Origin of the sequence: Glycomyces sp. NPDC049804 (genome assembly GCF_040674615.1) — a bacterium.
In the GTDB taxonomy this organism is placed as follows: domain Bacteria; phylum Actinomycetota; class Actinomycetes; order Mycobacteriales; family Micromonosporaceae; genus Glycomyces; species Glycomyces niveus.
In genome coordinates this window covers 169,468-187,404 of the sequence record NZ_JBFAMQ010000006.1, presented here as the reverse complement: position 1 = coordinate 187,404, position 17,937 = coordinate 169,468, and the positions used below count along the sequence as shown (strand labels likewise).

General features: G+C 72.4%; 20 protein-coding genes. 6 read left to right on the top strand and 14 right to left on the bottom strand.

Annotation, left to right across the window (positions count from 1 at the left end):
* Positions 1-3: 3 nt before the first annotated feature.
* Positions 4-663: a helix-turn-helix domain-containing protein gene (locus tag AB0K52_RS11950; protein ID WP_363530006.1), complete on the bottom strand. Its 660-nt coding sequence runs from the start codon at positions 661-663 to the stop codon at positions 4-6.
* A gap of 83 nt (positions 664-746) precedes the next feature.
* Here AB0K52_RS11950 and AB0K52_RS11945 point away from each other — a divergent pair, with 83 nt between their 5' ends.
* Positions 747-1,760, top strand: coding sequence for an alpha/beta hydrolase (locus tag AB0K52_RS11945; RefSeq protein ID WP_363530003.1), 1,014 nt, complete (start codon positions 747-749; stop codon positions 1,758-1,760).
* Positions 1,761-1,830: 70 nt separating this feature from the next.
* Positions 1,831-2,259, top strand: coding sequence for a DUF6223 family protein (locus AB0K52_RS11940; RefSeq protein ID WP_363530000.1), 429 nt, complete (start codon positions 1,831-1,833; stop codon positions 2,257-2,259).
* A 91-nt stretch (positions 2,260-2,350) separates the two neighbouring features.
* Here the strand turns inward: AB0K52_RS11940 and AB0K52_RS11935 are convergent, their stop codons facing one another.
* The 3 genes from AB0K52_RS11935 to clpS form a co-directional block, all read right to left on the bottom strand.
* Entirely contained in the window at positions 2,351-3,139 is a 789-nt protein-coding gene (locus tag AB0K52_RS11935; RefSeq protein ID WP_363529997.1) for an SDR family NAD(P)-dependent oxidoreductase, read from the bottom strand.
* Positions 3,140-3,286: 147 nt separating this feature from the next.
* Positions 3,287-3,877, bottom strand: coding sequence for a DUF2017 domain-containing protein (locus tag AB0K52_RS11930; protein WP_363529994.1), 591 nt, complete (start codon positions 3,875-3,877; stop codon positions 3,287-3,289).
* Entirely contained in the window at positions 3,877-4,179 is a 303-nt protein-coding gene (clpS, locus tag AB0K52_RS11925) for an ATP-dependent Clp protease adapter ClpS (RefSeq protein ID WP_363530568.1), read from the bottom strand. The genes AB0K52_RS11930 and clpS overlap by 1 nt, the downstream gene beginning before the upstream one ends.
* Before the next feature lie 107 nt (positions 4,180-4,286).
* Between clpS and AB0K52_RS11920 the strand changes: the two genes are divergently transcribed.
* The gene (locus AB0K52_RS11920; protein WP_363529991.1) at positions 4,287-4,694 is read left to right on the top strand and encodes a four-helix bundle copper-binding protein; all 408 of its coding nucleotides are present in this window, start codon (positions 4,287-4,289) and stop codon (positions 4,692-4,694) included.
* A gap of 55 nt (positions 4,695-4,749) precedes the next feature.
* Here AB0K52_RS11920 and AB0K52_RS11915 read toward each other — a convergent pair whose 3' ends face one another.
* On the bottom strand, positions 4,750-4,971 hold the full coding sequence (locus AB0K52_RS11915; protein WP_363529988.1) for a YHS domain-containing protein: 222 nt from the start codon (positions 4,969-4,971) through the stop codon (positions 4,750-4,752).
* A 261-nt stretch (positions 4,972-5,232) separates the two neighbouring features.
* On the opposite strand from AB0K52_RS11915, the gene AB0K52_RS11910 reads away from it, so the two are divergent.
* Entirely contained in the window at positions 5,233-6,651 is a 1,419-nt protein-coding gene (locus tag AB0K52_RS11910) for an MFS transporter (RefSeq protein WP_363529985.1), read from the top strand.
* 50 nt (positions 6,652-6,701) lie between these two features.
* On the opposite strand, the gene AB0K52_RS11905 is transcribed toward AB0K52_RS11910, so the two are convergent.
* Positions 6,702-7,445: an SDR family oxidoreductase gene (locus AB0K52_RS11905; RefSeq protein ID WP_363529982.1), complete on the bottom strand. Its 744-nt coding sequence runs from the start codon at positions 7,443-7,445 to the stop codon at positions 6,702-6,704.
* Positions 7,446-7,581: 136 nt separating this feature from the next.
* Here AB0K52_RS11905 and AB0K52_RS11900 point away from each other — a divergent pair, with 136 nt between their 5' ends.
* Positions 7,582-8,412, top strand: a complete 831-nt coding sequence (locus tag AB0K52_RS11900) for a helix-turn-helix domain-containing protein (protein WP_363529979.1) — start codon at positions 7,582-7,584, stop codon at positions 8,410-8,412.
* Entirely contained in the window at positions 8,409-9,209 is an 801-nt protein-coding gene (gene aac(3) / locus AB0K52_RS11895) for an aminoglycoside 3-N-acetyltransferase (protein ID WP_363529976.1), read from the top strand. Before AB0K52_RS11900 ends, aac(3) begins: the two co-directional genes overlap by 4 nt.
* A gap of 33 nt (positions 9,210-9,242) precedes the next feature.
* Here aac(3) and AB0K52_RS11890 read toward each other — a convergent pair whose 3' ends face one another.
* The 8 genes from AB0K52_RS11890 to AB0K52_RS11855 form a co-directional block, all read right to left on the bottom strand.
* Positions 9,243-10,022, bottom strand: coding sequence for a class I SAM-dependent methyltransferase (locus AB0K52_RS11890; protein WP_363529973.1), 780 nt, complete (start codon positions 10,020-10,022; stop codon positions 9,243-9,245).
* Between the two features lie 153 nt (positions 10,023-10,175).
* Positions 10,176-11,033 carry a class I SAM-dependent methyltransferase gene (locus AB0K52_RS11885; RefSeq protein WP_363529970.1) on the bottom strand — a complete coding sequence of 286 codons (858 nt, stop codon included), beginning with the start codon at positions 11,031-11,033 and terminating at the stop codon, positions 10,176-10,178.
* Positions 11,030-12,190, bottom strand: coding sequence for a GTP-binding protein (locus tag AB0K52_RS11880; RefSeq protein WP_363529967.1), 1,161 nt, complete (start codon positions 12,188-12,190; stop codon positions 11,030-11,032). The genes AB0K52_RS11885 and AB0K52_RS11880 overlap by 4 nt, the downstream gene beginning before the upstream one ends.
* Before the next feature lie 66 nt (positions 12,191-12,256).
* On the bottom strand, positions 12,257-13,168 hold the full coding sequence (locus AB0K52_RS11875) for an anchored repeat-type ABC transporter permease subunit (RefSeq protein ID WP_363529964.1): 912 nt from the start codon (positions 13,166-13,168) through the stop codon (positions 12,257-12,259).
* Complete coding sequence (locus AB0K52_RS11870; RefSeq protein ID WP_363529961.1) at positions 13,165-13,911, bottom strand: anchored repeat-type ABC transporter ATP-binding subunit; 747 nt, start codon at positions 13,909-13,911, stop codon at positions 13,165-13,167. Before AB0K52_RS11870 ends, AB0K52_RS11875 begins: the two co-directional genes overlap by 4 nt.
* Complete coding sequence (locus tag AB0K52_RS11865) at positions 13,901-15,301, bottom strand: TIGR03773 family transporter-associated surface protein (protein WP_363529958.1); 1,401 nt, start codon at positions 15,299-15,301, stop codon at positions 13,901-13,903. The genes AB0K52_RS11870 and AB0K52_RS11865 overlap by 11 nt, the downstream gene beginning before the upstream one ends.
* The gene (locus tag AB0K52_RS11860) at positions 15,298-16,803 is read right to left on the bottom strand and encodes an anchored repeat ABC transporter, substrate-binding protein (RefSeq protein ID WP_363529955.1); all 1,506 of its coding nucleotides are present in this window, start codon (positions 16,801-16,803) and stop codon (positions 15,298-15,300) included. Before AB0K52_RS11860 ends, AB0K52_RS11865 begins: the two co-directional genes overlap by 4 nt.
* A complete protein-coding gene (locus tag AB0K52_RS11855; RefSeq protein ID WP_363529952.1) occupies positions 16,800-17,930 on the bottom strand; it encodes a DUF916 domain-containing protein in 1,131 nt (376 codons plus the stop codon). The genes AB0K52_RS11860 and AB0K52_RS11855 overlap by 4 nt, the downstream gene beginning before the upstream one ends.
* Positions 17,931-17,937: the final 7 nt, after the last annotated feature.

Sequence of the window (17,937 nt, the reverse complement as noted above, 5' to 3'; positions counted from 1 at the left end):
CCGCTAGCCGAGCAGTCCGGTGAGGAGGGACCGCAGGGCCGCTTTCCTTCGGTCGCCGGGCGTTCCAGCGGTCGCGGCGAGCTCGTCGAAGAGGGTGGTGATGCGGGGGCGTTCGCCGCTCGCGGCCACGTGGGCCAGGTAGGCGACGGCGCGTTCGGGATGGTCCGCGGCGGCGAGTTCACTGCGGGCGAACGTCGCCACGATGGCGTTGAGGAGGGCGTAGATCTCGAGCTTCGCCGCGCCGTCGCCAGGGTGGTCGGCGAGGACGTCGAGGACGTGGTCGAGGACCGCGACCGCGCCGGGGCCGAGGACCGGGCGTGTGACCGCCAGTTCGGGGAGCCAGGGGTGGCGCATCATCGCGGCGTGCAGGACCTCGCCGACGGCGACGAGGTCGGCGACCTGGTCGCCGCTGGGCGGCTCGAAGCGGCATTCGGCGGCGGCCGCGTCGATCATCAGGTCGAGCAGGTCGTCGCGGCTGGCGACGTAGCGGTAGAGCGACGCCGCGCCGGTGCCGAGCTCGACCGCCACGTTGCGCATGGAGACCGCGTCGAGGCCGCCACGGTCGGCGACGGCCGTGGCGGCGGCCGTGATCTCGGCGCGGTCGTGCACCGCCGGGCGGCCGGTGGCCGCGCGCTCGGGGCGCAGCCAGATGGCGTCGGTCATGTCACCCCTCCAGGTGTTTGCGAACAGTGTACTCGAAGCGCTAGAGTTTGAGAACATCGTTCGCGAACTCAGAGGAGGAGCCAATGAGCATGTCCCCCACCGGCTACGCCCGCAACGGGAACGTCAGCCTCGCCTACGAGGACCACGGCGGCGCGGGCGGCGAGCCGCTCCTGCTCGTCATGGGCTCCGCCGTGAGCCGCCGCTGGTGGCCGCCCGGGCTCATCGCGGCCCTCATCGCGCGCGGCTTCCACGTCGCCGCCTTCGACAACCGCGACGCCGGGCAGTCCACCCGCTTCCCCGCCGCGACCGCGCATCCGGTCACCGCCCTGTTCCGCAAGCGCATCCCCGCCTATACGGGGGAAGACCTCGCCGACGACGCCGCGGCCGTCATGGACGCCCTCGGCTGGAAATCGGCGCACCTCTTCGGCCACTCCAACGGCGGCCTGCGGGTGCAGCGCATCGCCATCCGCCACCCCGCGCGGGTGCGCAGCCTCGTCTGCTCGGCGGCGGTCTCCAGCGACGCCGGCCGCCTGAAACTGCTGCGGTACATCAAGTTCGGATTCGTCGCCAAGATGGCGCGGCTCAAGTTCCCGGAAGGGCGCGAAGGCGACATCGCGCTGTCGATGGCGGTCTCGCGGGCGCTCGCGTCCCCCGGCTACCCGTTCGACGAGGCGGAGGCGCTAGCACGCGTCGAGCAGGACGAGGTCAGCTCCGTGAGGGACCCGAAGGCCATGGGCCGCCAACTCGGCGCCCACTGGAGCGGCGGCCGCCTCGCCCGACTGCGCCTCCCGGTGACCGTCATGCAAGGCGACGCCGACCAGTTCCTGCGCACCTCGGCGGCCCGCGACCTCGCGAAAGCCGTCCCTGGCGCGCGGCTCGTCATCTTCCCGGGCGTGGGCCACGACATCCCGCCCGCCATGTGGGGCCGGTACGCGGACGAGATCCGAGCGACCGCTTCGCGCGCCCACGAGCCGCCGGCCGGCGCGGTGGCCCGGATCGCCATGGCCGCCAAGATGCTCGGCGTCACCGACACCGACCGCGGCCGCGCGGATGCAGACCCCGTACACCCCCGGGAGTACGGCGAATCCGCCACTTGAGCCGGACGCTTCCCACCGCCCGCGGACATACGCTCGCTTCAATACGTACTGCTGTCGAAGGGAAGACGCCATGTCTGCGAAGATCACGCGGGCCGCGGTCGCCGGGAGCTCGGCCGTCCTGTTCGGAGCGTTCGCGCTCGCCGCGCCCGCCGCCGCGAGCATCACCGGCGCGGCCGGAGGCTACGGCCTCCAAGACCGCGGGCCGTCCATCGCGGCGGACCTCGTGGCCCTGCTCGGCGTGGCCGCCGGGCTCGTCGCACTGGCCCGCCGGCGCGGCCGCTTCGGCGGCGGCGAAGGACGGCTCGGCGCCATGGCGGCCATGGCCGCCGGCGGGATCGGGATCGGGATCGCCGCTTGGGCGCTGGCCATCGCCGACGGCGGGCCCGGCACCGGGAACGGCGTCGTCGGATCAGCGTTCGCGATCGTCCTGGGCCTCTCCGCGATCGGACTGGGCTGGCGGGCGCGGGGCCAGTCCGGCGCTGGCCGGCAGCTCCACTGAGGGGCGGTCGCCGCGGGGAGCCGGCCGAAGGAGCGGTCCGCGGCCGGGCGGGATCGAGGAGGGGCGACCGCAACGCGGGGGCGTGTCGGGTTCAGGGGCGCGGGGCCGCCCCGCGCACCGCCCTCGGGCGCTTGCCGCCGCGGGCGTGGATGCGGAGGATCAGGCGCATCGGGAGCAGGCGGCTGAGGGCCGCGATCGTCTTGTTCTGCCAGCCCGGGATGCTGATCGCCTTGCGCTTGCGCCAGTCCCGCAGGGCGGCGGCGACGAGCGTGTCGGCATCGAGCCAGAGAAATCCGGGGACGGCCGCCATGTTCATGGCGGCGGTGTCGTGGAACTCGGTGCGGGTGAAGCCGGGGCACAGGACCATGACGTCGACGCCGTGGGGCCGCGCCTTGACGGCCGCTGACTGGGTGAAGTTGATGACCCAGGCCTTGCTGGCCGAGTAGGTCGAACTCGGGAAGAAGCCGAGGACCGAACCGGTGTTGACGACGCCCCCTCGGCCGCGTTCGATCATGGCGGGCAGCGCGGCGACGGTGAGGCGCAGGACGGCCTCGACGTGCAGCCGCGACATGGCGATCTCGGCTTCGATCGGGGTGTCCAGGAATTCGGTGGGGTGGCCGAAGCCGGCGTTGTTCACGAGGAGGTCGAGGCCGTCCCGGCAGTGTTCCGCGACGTGGTCGATGCCAGAGTCGGTGGTCAGGTCGGCGGTGACGGTGGTCGTCTCGGTGTCGAGTGACGCTGCGAGGGCTTGCAGCCCTTCGCTGTCGCGGTCGACGAGGACGAGCCGCCAGCCCTCGCGGGCGAGCGCTCGGGCGAAGGCCGCGCCGATCCCGGCGGCGGCGCCGGTGATGAGCGCGGTCGGTGGGGGTGCGCCGTGCATCGGGCGAGTGTAGGGGGTGGGGAGCGATCCTCCCCACGCCGCTCCCTTGCCGCGGAGCGTTTGGGGCGCTTGCCGCTCACTTTGGAACAGGGTGTCGGCCTCGGCAGAGAGCAGGTCGGCGAGTTCGCAGCCGACGCATAGGAGGCGTCACAGGGAGCGCATCATGGCCTCGACCAGCGTGTCCTGCAGCGTGGTCAGCCAGCCGTAGGTGAGCACGAGCGGGTGGCGCGGGTCGTCGTCGGGCAGTTCCAGCAGCGCGTCGAAGTCCTCGTCGGCCTCGATGCCGAGCCGGGACGCGATCACGAGCCGCAGGTCGTTCAGGGCGCCGAGCCACTGGCGGCACTCGTCCGGCTTGAGCCGCAGGGTCTCCCGTTTGCGGCCCGCCGGGGCGAGCGCCTCGAGCGAGCGGATCACGGCCTGCGCGTCGTCGCGTTTGCGCGCGCGCAGGTCGTTCTCCGTGTACCGGCGGAACTCCGCGGAAGCCGCGGCGGCGTCCCCGTCGGGGCCGAGGTCGGTGTAGGCGTCGGGAAAGAGCCGGGCCAGCGCCGGATCCTCGGGGAGTTCGGTCGGGCCCTCGCTGAAGGCCGAGGCGATGAGGTCCTCGGCGGTGCCGCTGGCGCCGTCGCGGGCGTCGATGAGTTCGAGCATCTGCTCGGCGTAGGCGCGGAGGAGCCCGGCCTCGAACGCGTCGAAGGAGGCGGCCGCGCCGCCGCCCTCGGGCTTGAAGTAGCGGCCCATCAGCGGTCCTGCCTGAGGGTGGCCCACAGGCCGTAGCCGTGCATGGCCTGCACGTCGCGTTCCATCTCCTCGCGAGTGCCGCTGGAGACGACCGCGCGGCCTTTGTTGTGGACGTCGAGCATGAGCCGGTTGGCCTTCGCCTCGTCGAATCCGAAGTAGGACTGGAAGACGTAGGCGACGTAGCTCATGAGGTTGACCGGGTCGTTGTGGACGAGGGTGATCCACGGGACGTCGGGGTCGGCGACCTCGGCCGGGGTCGCGGCGCGCTCGGTCTCGATCGCAGCGGCGCAGCGGACGGGCATCGGGAATCGGGCTGGCACATGCCCATGCTGCCATGCCGCCGGACGCGGCCGCCCGCTTAGGTCGCGATGCGCGGGGTACCCGGAGCGGCCAGGACAGGAGGGACGCCATGACCATGATCGCCGCTGAGATGCTGGAGGCCTATCCGGCCGACCTGGGCGGGGTCGACCGCCGCAAGCTCGCCGAGTGCATCCAGGCGTGCTTCTCGTGCGCGCAGGCGTGCACGGCCTGCGCCGACGCGTGCTTGAGCGAGGACCATGTCGCGATGCTCGTGAAGTGCATCCGCTCGGATCTCGACTGCGCGGACATCTGCTCCGCGACCGGGCAGGTGCTCTCCCGGCACACGGGGTACGACGCGAATCTGACGAGGTCGATGCTGGAGGCGTGCGCGACCGCGTGCAAGTCCTGCGGCGACGTCTGCGCCGAGCATACGGGGATGGCGCACTGCGAGCACTGCGCCGAGCAGTGCCGGGCGTGCGAACGCGCCTGCCGGGAGCTGCTGGCTTCGCTGGACTGACCGGGGGACGCCGAAACGGCCCGCCGCGGTGCGGTCGGGCCGTTCTCGCGCGGGGTCAGATGGCGAGGGCGTACTTGGCGGGGTCGGCGTCGAAGGCGGGGCCGCAGCCGGCGCAGCAGAACCAGTAGCGCTGGCCCTCGTAGTCGCGGAAGAGGCCCTTGGCTTCGGCGACGGCCTTGACGACGGGGGTGCCGGCCATCACCGGGCAGGTGGCGGTCTCGTCGGCGGTCGCGGCGGCGGTGTCGGTGCTGCAGGTGTCGGCGTCGTTGTGGCACATGGCGGGTCGCTCGCTTTCATGGATCGGATACCCAGGAGGGGTATCTCGCTGCCCTGAATTTATACCCCCACCGGGTATGAGTGTCAAGCAACGAATGAGTGGTCGAGGTCACGCGCCCGAGGCCGTTGGCATACCCCCCGGGGGTATGTTAGAAATGGCGGGCGGCTCTCGGGCCGCCCGCCGCTCCGACCCCGGAGCGGTTCGCCCCCAAGGGGTGCAGTGCGATCGCACTATACCCCCCTCCGGTATTTAGGAGCAGTCATGGCACACACCTCGACTCCACCGGCCTCACGGCGCTGGACCGCCCTCGCGCTCATCGCCCTGGCCCAGTTCATGGTCATCATGGACACCTCGATCATCGGCGTCGCACTCCCGAAGATGCAGGCCGATCTCGGCTTCACGCAGGAGAACCTCTCCTGGGTCTTCAACGCCTACGTCGTCGTCTTCGGCGGCCTCCTGCTCCTCGGCGGTCGCCTCTCCGACCTCCTCGGCGCCCGCCGGGTGTTCAGCCTCGGCTGGATCGTCCTCGGCGCGGGCTCGATCCTGGCCGGCGCGGCCGGGAACGTCGGGACCGAGCTGGCCGGGCGCGCAGCCCAGGGCGTCGGCGCGGCGCTCATCGCGCCCTCGGCGCTGACCCTGCTCATGATGCTGTTCGGCGCCAACCCGAAAGAACTCATGAAGGCCTTCGCGGTCTACGGCGCGGCGGCCCCGGCGGGCGGCACCGCCGGCGTCTTCCTCGGCGGCGTCATCACCGAGTACGCCTCGTGGCCCTGGGTGTTCTACATCAACGTGCCGATCGCGGTCCTCGCCGTGGCCGCCGCCCCGGCGCTCCTGCCCGGCGGCGCGGGCGCCCGCGGCTCCGTCGACGTGCTCGGCGCCGCCCTCGCCACGCTCGGCCTCGGCGGCGCGGTCTTCGCGATCGTCCGGGCGCCCGAGACCGGCTGGGCCTCGGCCCAGACCTGGGGCGTCCTCGCCGGCGCGGTCGTCCTGCTCGCCCTCTTCCTGGTGGTGCAGGCCAAGCGCCGCGAACCGCTCATGCCCCTGGCGATCTTCCGCGCCCCGAACCTCGGCGCGGCCAACCTCGCCCAGGCCCTACTCGGCGCGGCATGGATCCCCATGTGGTTCTTCCTCAACCTGTACCTGCAGCAGGTGCTCGGTTACTCGGCCTTCCCCTCGGGGGCGGCGCTGCTGCCGATGACCGCGCTCATCATGCTCGGCATGGTCGTCATCGCCCCGCGCCTGACGGCGAAGTTCGGACCCAAGGCCATGATCACCACCGGCCTGGTCCTGCTCGCGGCCGGCCTCGGATGGCTCGCACTCGTCCGTCCTGAGGGGACGTTCGCGGTCGATGTGCTCCCCGCCTCGCTCGTCGCGGCGCTCGGCATGTCCCTCGCGTTCATCCCGTCGCTGCAGATGGCGATCTCCAGCGCCGCCCCCGAACAAGGCGGCCTGGCCTCGGGAATCGTGAACACGAGCTACCAGATCGGGTCCGCGCTCGGCCTCGCCGTGGTCACCGCCATCGCGGTCCCCTTCGGCGCCAACGAGCTCGGCGACCCGGAAGCGCTCACTGACGGCTTCTCGGCGGCGTTCACCGCCGCCGCGGCCATCGCGCTGGGGGGCGTCGTGCTCGCCCTCGCCACGGTCCGCTCGGCGAAGCGCGACCTGGTGGAAGCCGCCTGAGCGCGGCAGCGGGCAGGGGGAGGCGGCGACGCCTCCCCCTGCCCCGTCGTTCAGACCATGCCGCCGTTGGCGCGCACGACCTGACCGTTGACCCAGTGGCCCTCCGGCGAGGCGAGGAACGCGGCGACCTCGGCGATGTCGCGCGGTTCCCCCAGCCGCTCGAGCGGGTTGGCCTGGGCGAGCTGGGCGACCAGCTCCTCGCTCTTGCCGTCCAGGAACATCTCGGTCGCGGTCGGACCGGGCGCGACCGCGTTCACGTTGACGTCGCGGCCGCGCATCTCCCGCGCCAGCACCTTCGACAGCGCCTCGACCGCGCCCTTGCTCGCGGCGTACAGCCCGTACGTCGGGAAGTAGGTGCCGATCACCGAGGTGGAGAACAGGGTGATCGAGCCGCCAGGGCGAACCCGGCGGGCGGCCTCGCGGGCGACGACGAACGCGCCGCGGATGTTGGTGCGGTGCAGAGCGTCCATCTCGTCGAGGTCGAGCTCGGCGATCGGCGCGAGGTAGATGCGCCCGGCCGAGTGCAGGACCGCGTCGACCCCGCCGAAGCGGGCTTCGGCCTCGGCGAACAACCCGGCGACGGCGGTCTCGTCGGCCACATCGGCCCGGTACGCGAACGCCTCGGCCCCTGCGGCCGTCGCCTCCTTCACCGCGGCGGCGGCCTCCTCGGCGTTCCCGGCATAGCCCACCGCGATCGCGTACCCCTGCTCGGCCAGCCGCCGCACGATCGCCCGGCCGATGCCGCGCGAACCGCCGGTGACGACGGCGGTGCGCGTCCCCTTGTCAATGCCCATTGCATGCTCCCTCATTCGGTGTCCCACCCATCCTCACCCTGAATGCGCAGCTCAGCGACGGTGCCGCTTACCCCGGGGTCGCCGACCCCTCCCTCCGGTCCCGCCCTCGGAGGGCCGTGGCGTGGATGATTGAGGGGTGGACGCCACTGAACTCGCCGCCTTCCTCCATTCCCGCCGCGACCGGCTGCGGCCCGCCGACGTCGGCCTCACCGCCGGGCCGCGCCGCCGCGTGCCCGGTCTGCGCCGCGAGGAGGTCGCGTTCCTCGCGAACGCCTCGATCGACTACTACATCGAGCTCGAGCGCGGCCGCGGCGTCCAGCCCTCGGCGCAGATGCTCCTCGCGCTCGCCCGGGCGCTGCGCCTCACCGGCGACGAACGCGACCACCTGTTCCATCTCGCAGGGCATCCCGCCCCGCCGGCCCGCGAACCCTCGCGCGCCACCGACCCGTCCCTGCTGGCCCTCCTCGAGCGCCTCGACGGCACGCCCGCGCGGATCATGACCGACCTGCACCAGCCCCTCGCGCAGAACCGCCTCGCCGCCGAGCTCCTCGGCGAACTCGACCCCGTCGGCGAACCCGGCTACGCGAGCAGCACCGTCTACCGCTGGTTCACCGACCCTTCCGCACGCACCGTCTACCCCGCCGAAGACCATGGGCGCCACGCCCAGTCGTTCGTGGCGGACCTCCGCGCGGTCGCCGCCAAGCGCGCCCTCGCGGGCGACGACGCCGAGGCGGAGAAGATGGTCGCCGACCTGCTCGACCGCAGCGAGGAGTTCACGCGCCTGTGGCAGGCGCGTGACGTCGAGGTGCGCCGCTTCGACCGCAAGCGCTTCGCGCACCCCGCGATCGGCGTCATCGAACTCGAATGCCACCACCTCTTCACCCAGGACGGGAGCCAGCGCCTCCTCTGGCTCGCACCCGTCGCGGGCACCGACGCCGCGCGGCGACTGGCTACGCTCGCGGCATGACTGCAGTGCTGACACGAGCGGGCCTGGCCGCCGACCTGCGCCGGATCGGCGTGGCCGAGGGCGACGCGGTGATGGTCCACGCGGCCTTCGGCAAGGTCGGACCGGTCCTCGGCGGCCCCGACGCGCTGATCGACGCCCTGCTCGACGCGACCGGTCCTGAAGGGACGGTCTTGAGCTACCAGGACTGGGAGCTCGGCGTCGACGTGTGGGACGAGGACGGCCGGGTCCTCCCCGAGCTGCGCGACCATGTGCCGCCGTATGACCCGGCGACGGCCCGGCCCGCCCGCGACCACGGCGTCCTCGCGGCGGCGCTCGGCACCCGCCCGGGCGTGCGCCGCAGCGGGAACCCGGGCGCGGCGGTCGCGGCGCTCGGCGCCCGCGCCGAGGCGTTCACCGCGGACCACCCGCTCGACTACGGCTACGGCGAGAACTCCCCGTTCGCGCGCCTCGTCGCGGCCGGCGGCCGGGTCCTCATGGTCGGCGCGCCGCTCGACACCATGACGCTCCTCCACCACGCCGAGCACCTCGCCGACCTGCCCGGCAAGCGCCGCATCACGATCGAGTACCCGCTGGCCTCCCCGCGGGGCACGGTCTGGCGGACCGCGGAGGAGTTCGACACGGGCGATCCGGTCGTCCCCGGCCCGCCCGAGGACTACTTCCGGCTCATCGTGGAGGACCACCTGGCGACCGGCGCGGGCACGCGCGGGCGGGTCGGCGACGCGGACAGCGTCCTCGTGGACGCAGCGGCGATGGTGGACTTCGCCGTGGCCTGGCTCGAGTCCCGGTACGGCCGCTGACCTCGAGCCGGGCGGCCGAGACCGGTGCGCCGGTCAGCGCTTCGACGCAGTGGTCTCCAGGTAGTCGGCCGGGAGGACGAAGCGGTCCGGTCCCGTGCGGCCGTGGCGGGCGAGGAGGTTCCGCAGATCGGCTTCGAGGTCGGCCCAGCGGCCGGTGGGCTCGACGGCGGCGCGGATGCCGAGCCAGGCGGGGTTGTGCTCGGTGATGTCGCGGACGGCGTGGTCGAGGTCGTCCCAGGCGACGTCCACGGTGCGGACGGCGAACTGGAAGCGCACCGGCTGGTCGGCGAAGACCGCTTTCACGGTCGCCGGACGGGCCCACTGCTCGACCGGTGCGCCACCGCCGCTTCCGGGCAGGTAGGGGCGGACGAGCGGCGCCATCGAGCCGAAAGCCGATTCGGGCGTCCAGGCCAGGACCGCGATGCGCCCGCCGCTTCGGCAAAGGCGCACCAGCTCGGCCGCCATCGCCCGCGGGTCGGGCGCGAACATGCAGCCGAACGCGGAGGCGACGAGGTCGAAGGCGTCGCCTGCGAGCGGGACGGCGGTCATGTCGGCTTCGATCCACTCGACCGCGACTCCCGCGTCGAGGGCGCGCCGCCGAGCGAGGTCGAGGAGGGCCGGGGCGACGTCCAGGCCCGTCACACGGGCGCCGCTCAAGGCGGCTGCGATCGCAAACGGGCCTGGCCCGCAGGCGAGGTCGAGCACCGACATGCCTGCGCGGGCGGTCGCCTCGGCAAGGCGGTGGCTCGCGGCGGCCCAGCGGTCGCCGTTGGAGGCGTAGTCGCCCGAGCCCCAGAGTGTTCCGGGATCCACTGCTGCTCCTTTGCGGTTGGGCGGGTTCAGGATGTCACGGGAACCGGGGCGGGGGCGGGAGCCGCGAGGCGCGTCTGGGCGCAGCGCGAGCGGCCTTCTCGGCGGCACTCGAAAGGGCCGTGCTCGCCGGCCTCGAGCGCCTGCTCCGGACCGCTAAGACCGGTCCCCATTGGGCTTGCGGCCCAGGTAGACCGTGCGGACCTCGAAGTAGGCGAGGTCGTCCCGGTGCCCGAGCCAGGACGAAGAGCCCGGATCGAGGAGGTCCTTCCAGGCCGCGCGGTCGTCCGCGTCGAGGAAGGCCTCGAACCAGCCGACGCGGTCCCGCAGGCTCGCAAGGGCCTCGTCAAGCGCCTCCCCCGCGAGTGGTGCGGGCCGGTCGACGCACTCGTTCAGTGTCCGCACCTCTCTGAGGCCCGCTTTGGCGAGGGCCGCCGTCCAGCCGTAGGGCATCGGCACCGCGCCGCGTTCGCACTGCTCGGCGATCATGCGCTCGCTGCCGGCCGTTTCGAGGCGGGCCTGCAGGCCGGGCCTGCCGACGCCGACGTCCCAGGGCAGGACGCGGGCGCCGATGCCGCCTTCGGCCAGTGCGAGCCGCCCGCCCGGCGCTACGGCCGCGGCGAGCGTGTCGAGCGCGGCCTGCTGGTCGGCGGCGTGGTGGACGACGTGCCCCGCCCACATGAAGTCGACCGGTCCGCCGAGTGCCGCCACGAAGGACTCGGGCCCGGATGCGATGTCGCCCAACGCGAACTCGAGGTCCGCGCCGCAGCGGGCGGCGTAGGAGCGGGCGGCCTCGAGCACGGCCGGGTCGGCGTCGAACGCGGTCACCTCCGGCACTCGGGCGGCGAGCGCGACGGCCATGCCGCCACCCCCGCAGCCGATGTCGGCCGCGCGCCGGTCGCCGGGCGCGACAAGGTCGGCGGCCAGGCGGCGAAAGCGTTCGGCGTCCTTGCGGGCGCCGTCGAGGAGCCAGGCGGTGTGCTCGGCGTAGTCGAGGGCGATCGGCTCGCTCAATGCGCGCTCCCGGCGTGCGCGTGGTCGCTGTGGTCGTCGAAGCCGTGGGCGTCCCAGGGTTCGAACGGGTCGGTGTCGATCGGTTCGCCTTCGCGGGCGAGGCATTCGCGCAGGGCCGTCTCGATCGCCGCGTGGTCGAGGGCGACGCCGATGAACACGAGCTCCTGGCCTTGGCCGGCGTCACGGGCGGCGAAGGGGTCGAAGCGGGCGACCGCGCCGGCCTGGGACCACAGGGCCGTGATCTCGGGGCGGGTCGCGAGCCAGAAGAAGCCCTTGGAGCGCAGGACGGTGCCGAAGCGGCCGGAGTCGAGATCCTGCACGAATCGCCACAGGCGCTCGGGGTGGAAGGGCGCGCCGTCGCGGAAGAGGACGCTGGAGATGCCGTACTCCTCGGTCTCGGGGACGTGCTCGCCGTTGATCTCCTTGACCCAGCCGGGGGCCTCCTGGGCGCGGTCGAGGTCGAAGCGGCGGGTGCCGAGGACGCTCGCGGTGTCGATGCGGCCGTGGCTGGAGCGGACGAGGCGGGCCTCGGGGTTGAGGCGGCGCAGGACGGCTTCGACGCGGTCGGCCTCGGCGGGGGTGACGAGGTCGGTCTTGTTGAGCACCAGCACGTCCGCGAACTCGATCTGGTCGACGAGGAGGTCGGAGACGGTGCGGTCGTCGTCCTCGTAGGCGTCGAGGCCGCGCGCGACGAGGTCGTCGCCGCGCTGGAGCTCGATGAGGAGGTTCGCGGCGTCGACGACGGTGGCCATGGTGTCGAGTTCGGTGAGGTCGGAGAGGAGGCTGTGGCCGAAGCGGCCCGCGTCGAGCTCGCCGAACGCGAACGTCGCGGCGACCGGCATGGGCTCGGAGATGCCGCTGGACTCGATGAGCAGGTAGTCGAAGCGGCCGTCGCGGGCGAGGCGGGCGGCCTCTTCGAGGAGGTCGTCGCGGAGGGTGCAGCAGATGCAGCCGTTGCTGAGCTCGACCAGGCGCTCCTCGGTGCGCGAGAGGCTGCCGCCGTCGCGCACGAGATCGGCGTCGATGTTGATCTCGCTCATGTCGTTGACGATGACCGCGACCCGCAGCCCCTCGCGATTGCCCAGCACATGGTTGAGCAGCGTCGTCTTCCCCGCGCCGAGGAACCCCGACAAGACGGTGACCGGCAGTTTCCCCATCGACAATCCTTCTTTGTTGGAAATGGTTGTCATTTTAGACCATGTTCGAACATGGCTGTCGCACCCCTATGGGACGCTGTCCTTTTGCACAGGTAGTGGTGAAGGTGGGACTGGGCGGGTACCCGGGGCCACCCGTACGCCCGCCTGCCGGCGCCTCCAGAGGAGGCCGTGCTTCGGGGCCGCGAGCCAGGCCAGGAGGAACATCGCGGTGAGGACCAGGACGATCATGCCGCCCGCCGCGAGGTTGTAGTGGTACGAGACGTACAGGCCCGCCACCGATCCGAAGGCCGCCAGCGCGCAGGCCGCGGCGGTCATCGTGGCGAGGCGCTCGGTGCCCATGCGCGCCGTCGCCGCCGGGGTGACCAGGAGGGCCAGGACGAGGATGTTCCCGACCGCCTGGAGCGCCACCACGATCGCGGCCGTGACCATCGCGTACAGGACCATGTCGAGGAGGAGCACCGGCAGGCCCGAGGCCTTCGCGGTCTCGCGGTCGAGGCTCACCGCGATGAACTGGCGGCGCAGCAGGAACGTGAGCGCGACCAGGACCGCGCCCACCGCGGCCACGGCGCGCACGTCGTCGTCCCCGAGCGCCAGGATCTGTCCGAAGAGGAATGAGGTGAGATCGCCGGTGTAGGCGTCCTGGGTCGAGACGATCACGATCCCCAGCCCGAACGACCCCGCCCAGAACACCCCGATCACCGTGTCCTCGTTGAGCCGCCGCGTCTGGCTGATCAGCGCGATCGCCACCGCCGTCGCGATCCCGGCGACCGCGCCGGTCAGCGCCAGGTTCGCGTGGATCACGAATCCGACCGCGACGCCGGGGAACACCGCGTGCGCCACCGCGTCGCCGATGAACGCCATGCCGCGCAGCACCACGAAGGTCCCGACCACGACGCAGACGACGGCCGCGATCAGCGCCACGATGAAGGCGCGCTGCATGAACTCGAGCTGCCAGGGCTCGATCAGCCACTCCGTCACCCGGCCTCCCTCGCGGTCCCGGTGAGCAGGAGTTCGGACTCGGCGACCCCGAACGCCCGCAGCCACAACGAAGGGTCGTCCAGTTCGGACGGCGGCCCGTCGGCGACCACGGTGCGGTTGAGCAGGCACAGGCGCGTGCACACCGCCCGGGCCTGGGCGAGGTCGTGAGTGGTCATGAGGATCGCGGTGCCCTCCTCGGCGAGCTGGTCGAGCAGCCCGACCAGCAGCTCCTGGGTCGGGACGTCGACGCCCGTGAACGGCTCGTCGAGCAGCAGCAGCCCGGGCTCGCGGGCCAGCGCGCGGGCGACGAGGACCCGCTGGCGCTGGCCGCCCGAGAGCGCGCCGATCGGCCGCGCGGCGAGGTCGGTGAGGCCTACTCGCTCGACGGCGGCCGCGGCGGCCTCGCGGTCGGCGCGGCGGGGTCCGGTCCATTGAGTCGCGTTGCGGGCGTTGAGGACCGCCGCGGCGACGGTGATCGGGAAGTCCCATGCGAACTCGTGCTTCTGGGGCACGTAGCCGAGGCGGCCCCGGGCCGCGCGGGGCGGCCTTCCGCCGATGCGGACGGTGCCTGCGTCGGGGGCGAGGAGGCCGAGGACGGCGCGCAGCAGCGTGGTCTTGCCCGCGCCGTTGGGGCCGATGAGGCCGACCGTGTCGCCGGGGCCGACGGCGAGGTCCACGTCGTGCAGGACCTGGTTGCCGCCCAGGGTGACCGCGAGTGCCGATGCTTGGAGGTCAGCGCGCATCGGCTGCTCCCTTGCGGCGCTTGCGGGTCGCGATCATGATGACCGCGCCGAGGACGACCGCGACGGCCGCGGCGCCGAGGCCCCAGAGGAGCCAGCCGGTGCCGGTCGTGGGCAGGAACCCGTTGTCGTCCTTGTCCTCGTCGTCCGAGTCGGCGTCGCCGGAGCCGCCGCCGGAGCAGGCCTCGTTCGGGTCGGCGGCGGCGCCGACGGCGAGTTGGATGTCCTTGGTATCGGTCACGGTCTCGCCGTCACCGGTGGTCGCGGTGAACTCGACGGTGAGGCGGTAGACGCCGGGCTCGGAGAACGTCCAGTTGCCGTGCGCGTGGGTGTTGCGCGGGATGGAGACGGTCTGGGGCAGGGCTTCGGCGGAGTTGAAGAGGATTTCGGCGCCGCCGAACGTGCCGGTGAGGAAGATCGTGAAGTTCCCCGGACCGTCCACCTTGGTCAGCTTCCAGTCGACCGCGCCGGGGACGCCGTCGATCACGCTCTTGTCCTGGGTGTTCCAGCCGGGCCACACGATCCCGGAGGACTGCACCTGCGGGAGCATGTAGATCTCCTGGCCGGTCTCGCCGAGGAAGCCGAAGTCGCCCTCGGGGATCGGGAACAGCGCGGTGTCGGGGATCTGGAGCACGACGTCGTCGAGTTCGCGCCAGACGGATTCGGAGGCGCGGTCGTCGCGCAGTTGCGCGGTCCACGTGCCGTCGACGAAGCGGGGGCCGATGTCGACGTGGCCGTCGTTGACGATCTCGCAGGCGGTGTCGGTCTGCGCGCCGCCGGAGTTGCCTCCGGTCGCGATCGACTGCGCCTCTTCCGTGGTGGCCTCCTCGGCGACCACGCTGTAGGTGGTCCGGGCGGCCGTCGCGGCCTGGCCGCGGCCGGTCGCGGCGACCGAGCTCTTCGATGCGGCGTCTTCGCTCGCCACGAGTTCGAGGGTGTATTCGCCGGGTTCGTCGACGGCGAGGACCACCGGCGTGGTCGTGCCCGCGGTCAGCGTGAACGGCGCGCTGTCGGCGGTCGAGGCGAGCGGCGCAGCGGTGCCGGCGCCTTCGAAGGTGTACAGCCAGGCATCGCCGGGGCCTTTGGTCTTCGCCAGGGACACTTGGACATCGGCGTCGGTTTCGGAGGCGTCGAGGGTCGGGAAGGTCTGGCCGTCGACGGTTCCGGCGATCCAGACGAGGTCGCCGGGCGCGCCGAGGAAGGCGAAGTCCTCGCGTTCGGGCACGAGCGACGGCACGGTCTCCAGTTCGGCCGGCGCGTCGATCTCCAGGCGCGCGCCGGAGGTCGCGAACTCGGCGAGCCCTTCGGCCTCCTGCGCGTTCGCGGGGGCGGCGTACAGCCCTGCGGCCAGCGCGGCGGCGCCGGCGAGGGCCGCCATGCGGTGGTGTCTCATTGGTCTCCTCCCAGGCAGCGGCTCAGCTCGGAGGCGTTCTGCCGCATCATGTCGATGTAGGTGGGTGCGTCTTGGGGCAGGGCGTCGCCGTGCAGGGTGCAGACCTGGACGCCTTGGTCTTCGGCGACTTGGCGGAGCACGGAGGCGCGGGCGTGCAGGTTGGGTTCGACGAAGACGGCCCGCACTTCGAGGTCGGCGATGGTCTCGGTGAGGGCTTCGACCTGTTTGGCGCTGGGTTCGGCGGCGGGGTTGGGGACGACGAAGCCGGCGATCTGCATGCCGTAGGCCTCGGCGAGGTAGCCGAAGGCGTCGTGGGTGGTGATGAGCTGGCGGTCGGCTTCGGGGATGGTGGCGATGGCGGCGGCGACTTCGGCGTCGAGGTCGTCGAGTTCGGCGAGGTAGGCGTCGCGGTTGGCCTCGTAGGTGTCGCGGCCGTCGGGGTCGAGTTCGATGAGGGCGTCGGCGATGACTTGGACGTAGGCCTTGGCGTTGGCGACGTCCTGCCACAGGTGGGGGTCGATTTCGCCGTGGACGTGCTTGCCGAGCACGGCTTGCGGGAGCTGGTAGACCTCCTCCCCCGCCGGGCCGAGGAACGCGAACTGCTCGCCTTCGGGGATGGTCTCGATGGCTTTGGTGGGCACGTCGATCACGACGGTGTCGGGGGCGAGTTCGCCGCGGTCGTCGTCGCGGACGATGAAGCCGCCGGTTGCGAGATCCACAGTGAGGTCGGCGTGGCCGCTGTCGAGGACCGTGGCTCCGGGTTGGACTTCGCGGGGGTTGACGCCGACGGCGTAGGTGAAGGTGGCGGTGCCGGCGTCGGTGGTGGCGCCGTTCTCGGTGAGGGTGGCGGCGGCGGTGAGGGTGTAGACGCCGGGTTCGGTGAAGGTCCAGTTGACGTGCGTGTGGGCGTTGGGCGGGAGGGTGATGACGTCGTTCTCGGCGAGGCCGTCGGCGGTGTTCCAGTAGATCTCGGGTTGTCCGAAGGCGTCGGTGAGGAACATGGCGGCCTGGCCGGGGCCGGTGAACTCGGTGAGGCGGACGCCGATCTCGGCGGAGCGGGTCTCGGTCTCGCCGCGGACGCCGAAGCCGAGCCAGACGGTGTCGAGGCTGATGTTCTCGACGAGGGGCATGAGCTCGGCGCCGTAGGGTTCGGCGTTCTCGGCGAGGGAGAGGTTGGGGACGCCGTCGGGGACGTTCGAGTCGAAGAGCTTGATGAGGGGGTGGTCTTCGAGGAGGAGGTGGTTGGTGAAGGCGAGTTCGGCGCGGGCGACTTTGGCGGCGTCGTTGGGGCTGGGTTCGTAGGAGTGGGGGTCGCCGCCAGGGGGGACGACGGTTTCGACGTTGACGCGGTCGCCGCCGACGATGTCGGTCCAGTTCTTGATGAGTTCGGTGGTGACGACGACGTCGATGCCGTCGCCGGTCCCGCCGGCACCGGTGCAGCCGGTGAGGAGGAGCGCGGCGGCGGCGGTCGCGCCGGTGAGGATGGTGGGGGTGCGCCTCATGCTTCGGCGGGCTCCTTCTCTGATGCGTCGGCGGGATCGGAGTCCGAGTCGGGTGCTTCGACGGAGTCGGACTGCGGTTGAGGATCAGGCCCCGGCTGGGGTTCCGGCGCGGGCCGGACCGCTTTGCCGCGCTTGCGCTTTCGCGCCTTCACCCAGATCCAGACGGCGAGCGCGAGGAGGGCGAGCACCGCGGCTTGCGTCCAGGGCGGCGCCCACAGGGTGGTCTCGTCGGAGCGGGACGGCAGGGGCACTGCGGAGTCGGCTTCGTTGGCGGCCTCGGGCCGGACGGTGAGTTCGAGGTGCTCGTAGAGGAGCGGCCAGACGCCCTCGAGGCGGGCTTCGCCCTCGTAGCGGTCGCCGGGGAGGATCTGCGGGAGCTCGGCGACGGTGAACTCGCGTTCGAGGAGGCCCCAGGGGCCGGAGACGCGGGCGACGAGGGTCCCTTGGAGACGGACGTTGCCGGTGTTCGCGACGGCGTATTCGAAGCTCAGGTCGCCGGGTGCGGCGGGGTTCCAGGTGTAGTGGAAGGCCTCTTCGTCGGATTCGGGGACGAGGGCGGGGTCGAGTTCGCCGGTGACGCGCAGGTGGATGCGGGCGCCGACGCGGCGTTCTACCTGGATCTCGTTGCCGGAGGCGTCGGTGGCGGTCTCGGTGACGGCCGCGACGATGCCGCCCACGTGGTCGCCGGGGGTGGCGTCGGCGGGGACGGTGAGGGCGAAGGGCACGTCGAGGCGGGTCTGCGGGGCGATGGTGACGCGGGATTCGTTGAAGCCGACCCAGGCTCCGGCGTCGACAGGATCCTCGGTGGAGGGCAGGAGGTCGAACGCGCCGGTCTCGGTGGTGTAGGCGTCGGAGGCGTACAGGTCGACGGTGATCGGGGCGGTGCCGAAGTTGGAGACGCCGACGAAGTCGATGAGGGTCTCGCCGGGGTCGAGTTCGTAGTCGAAGGCGGCGCGGCCGTCCGGCCCGTCCTGACTGGAGGGGTTGACGCCCCAGGTGACGGCGGCGGGCTCCTCCTCGGCCGCTTCTTGGGCGGCGGCGGAGGCCGCGGCGAGCAGCGCGGCGGCTGTGAGGGCGACGGCCAGCGCGGCGGCGCTCGCGGCGGTGAGGGCGGGATTGGGTTTCACGGGGGTC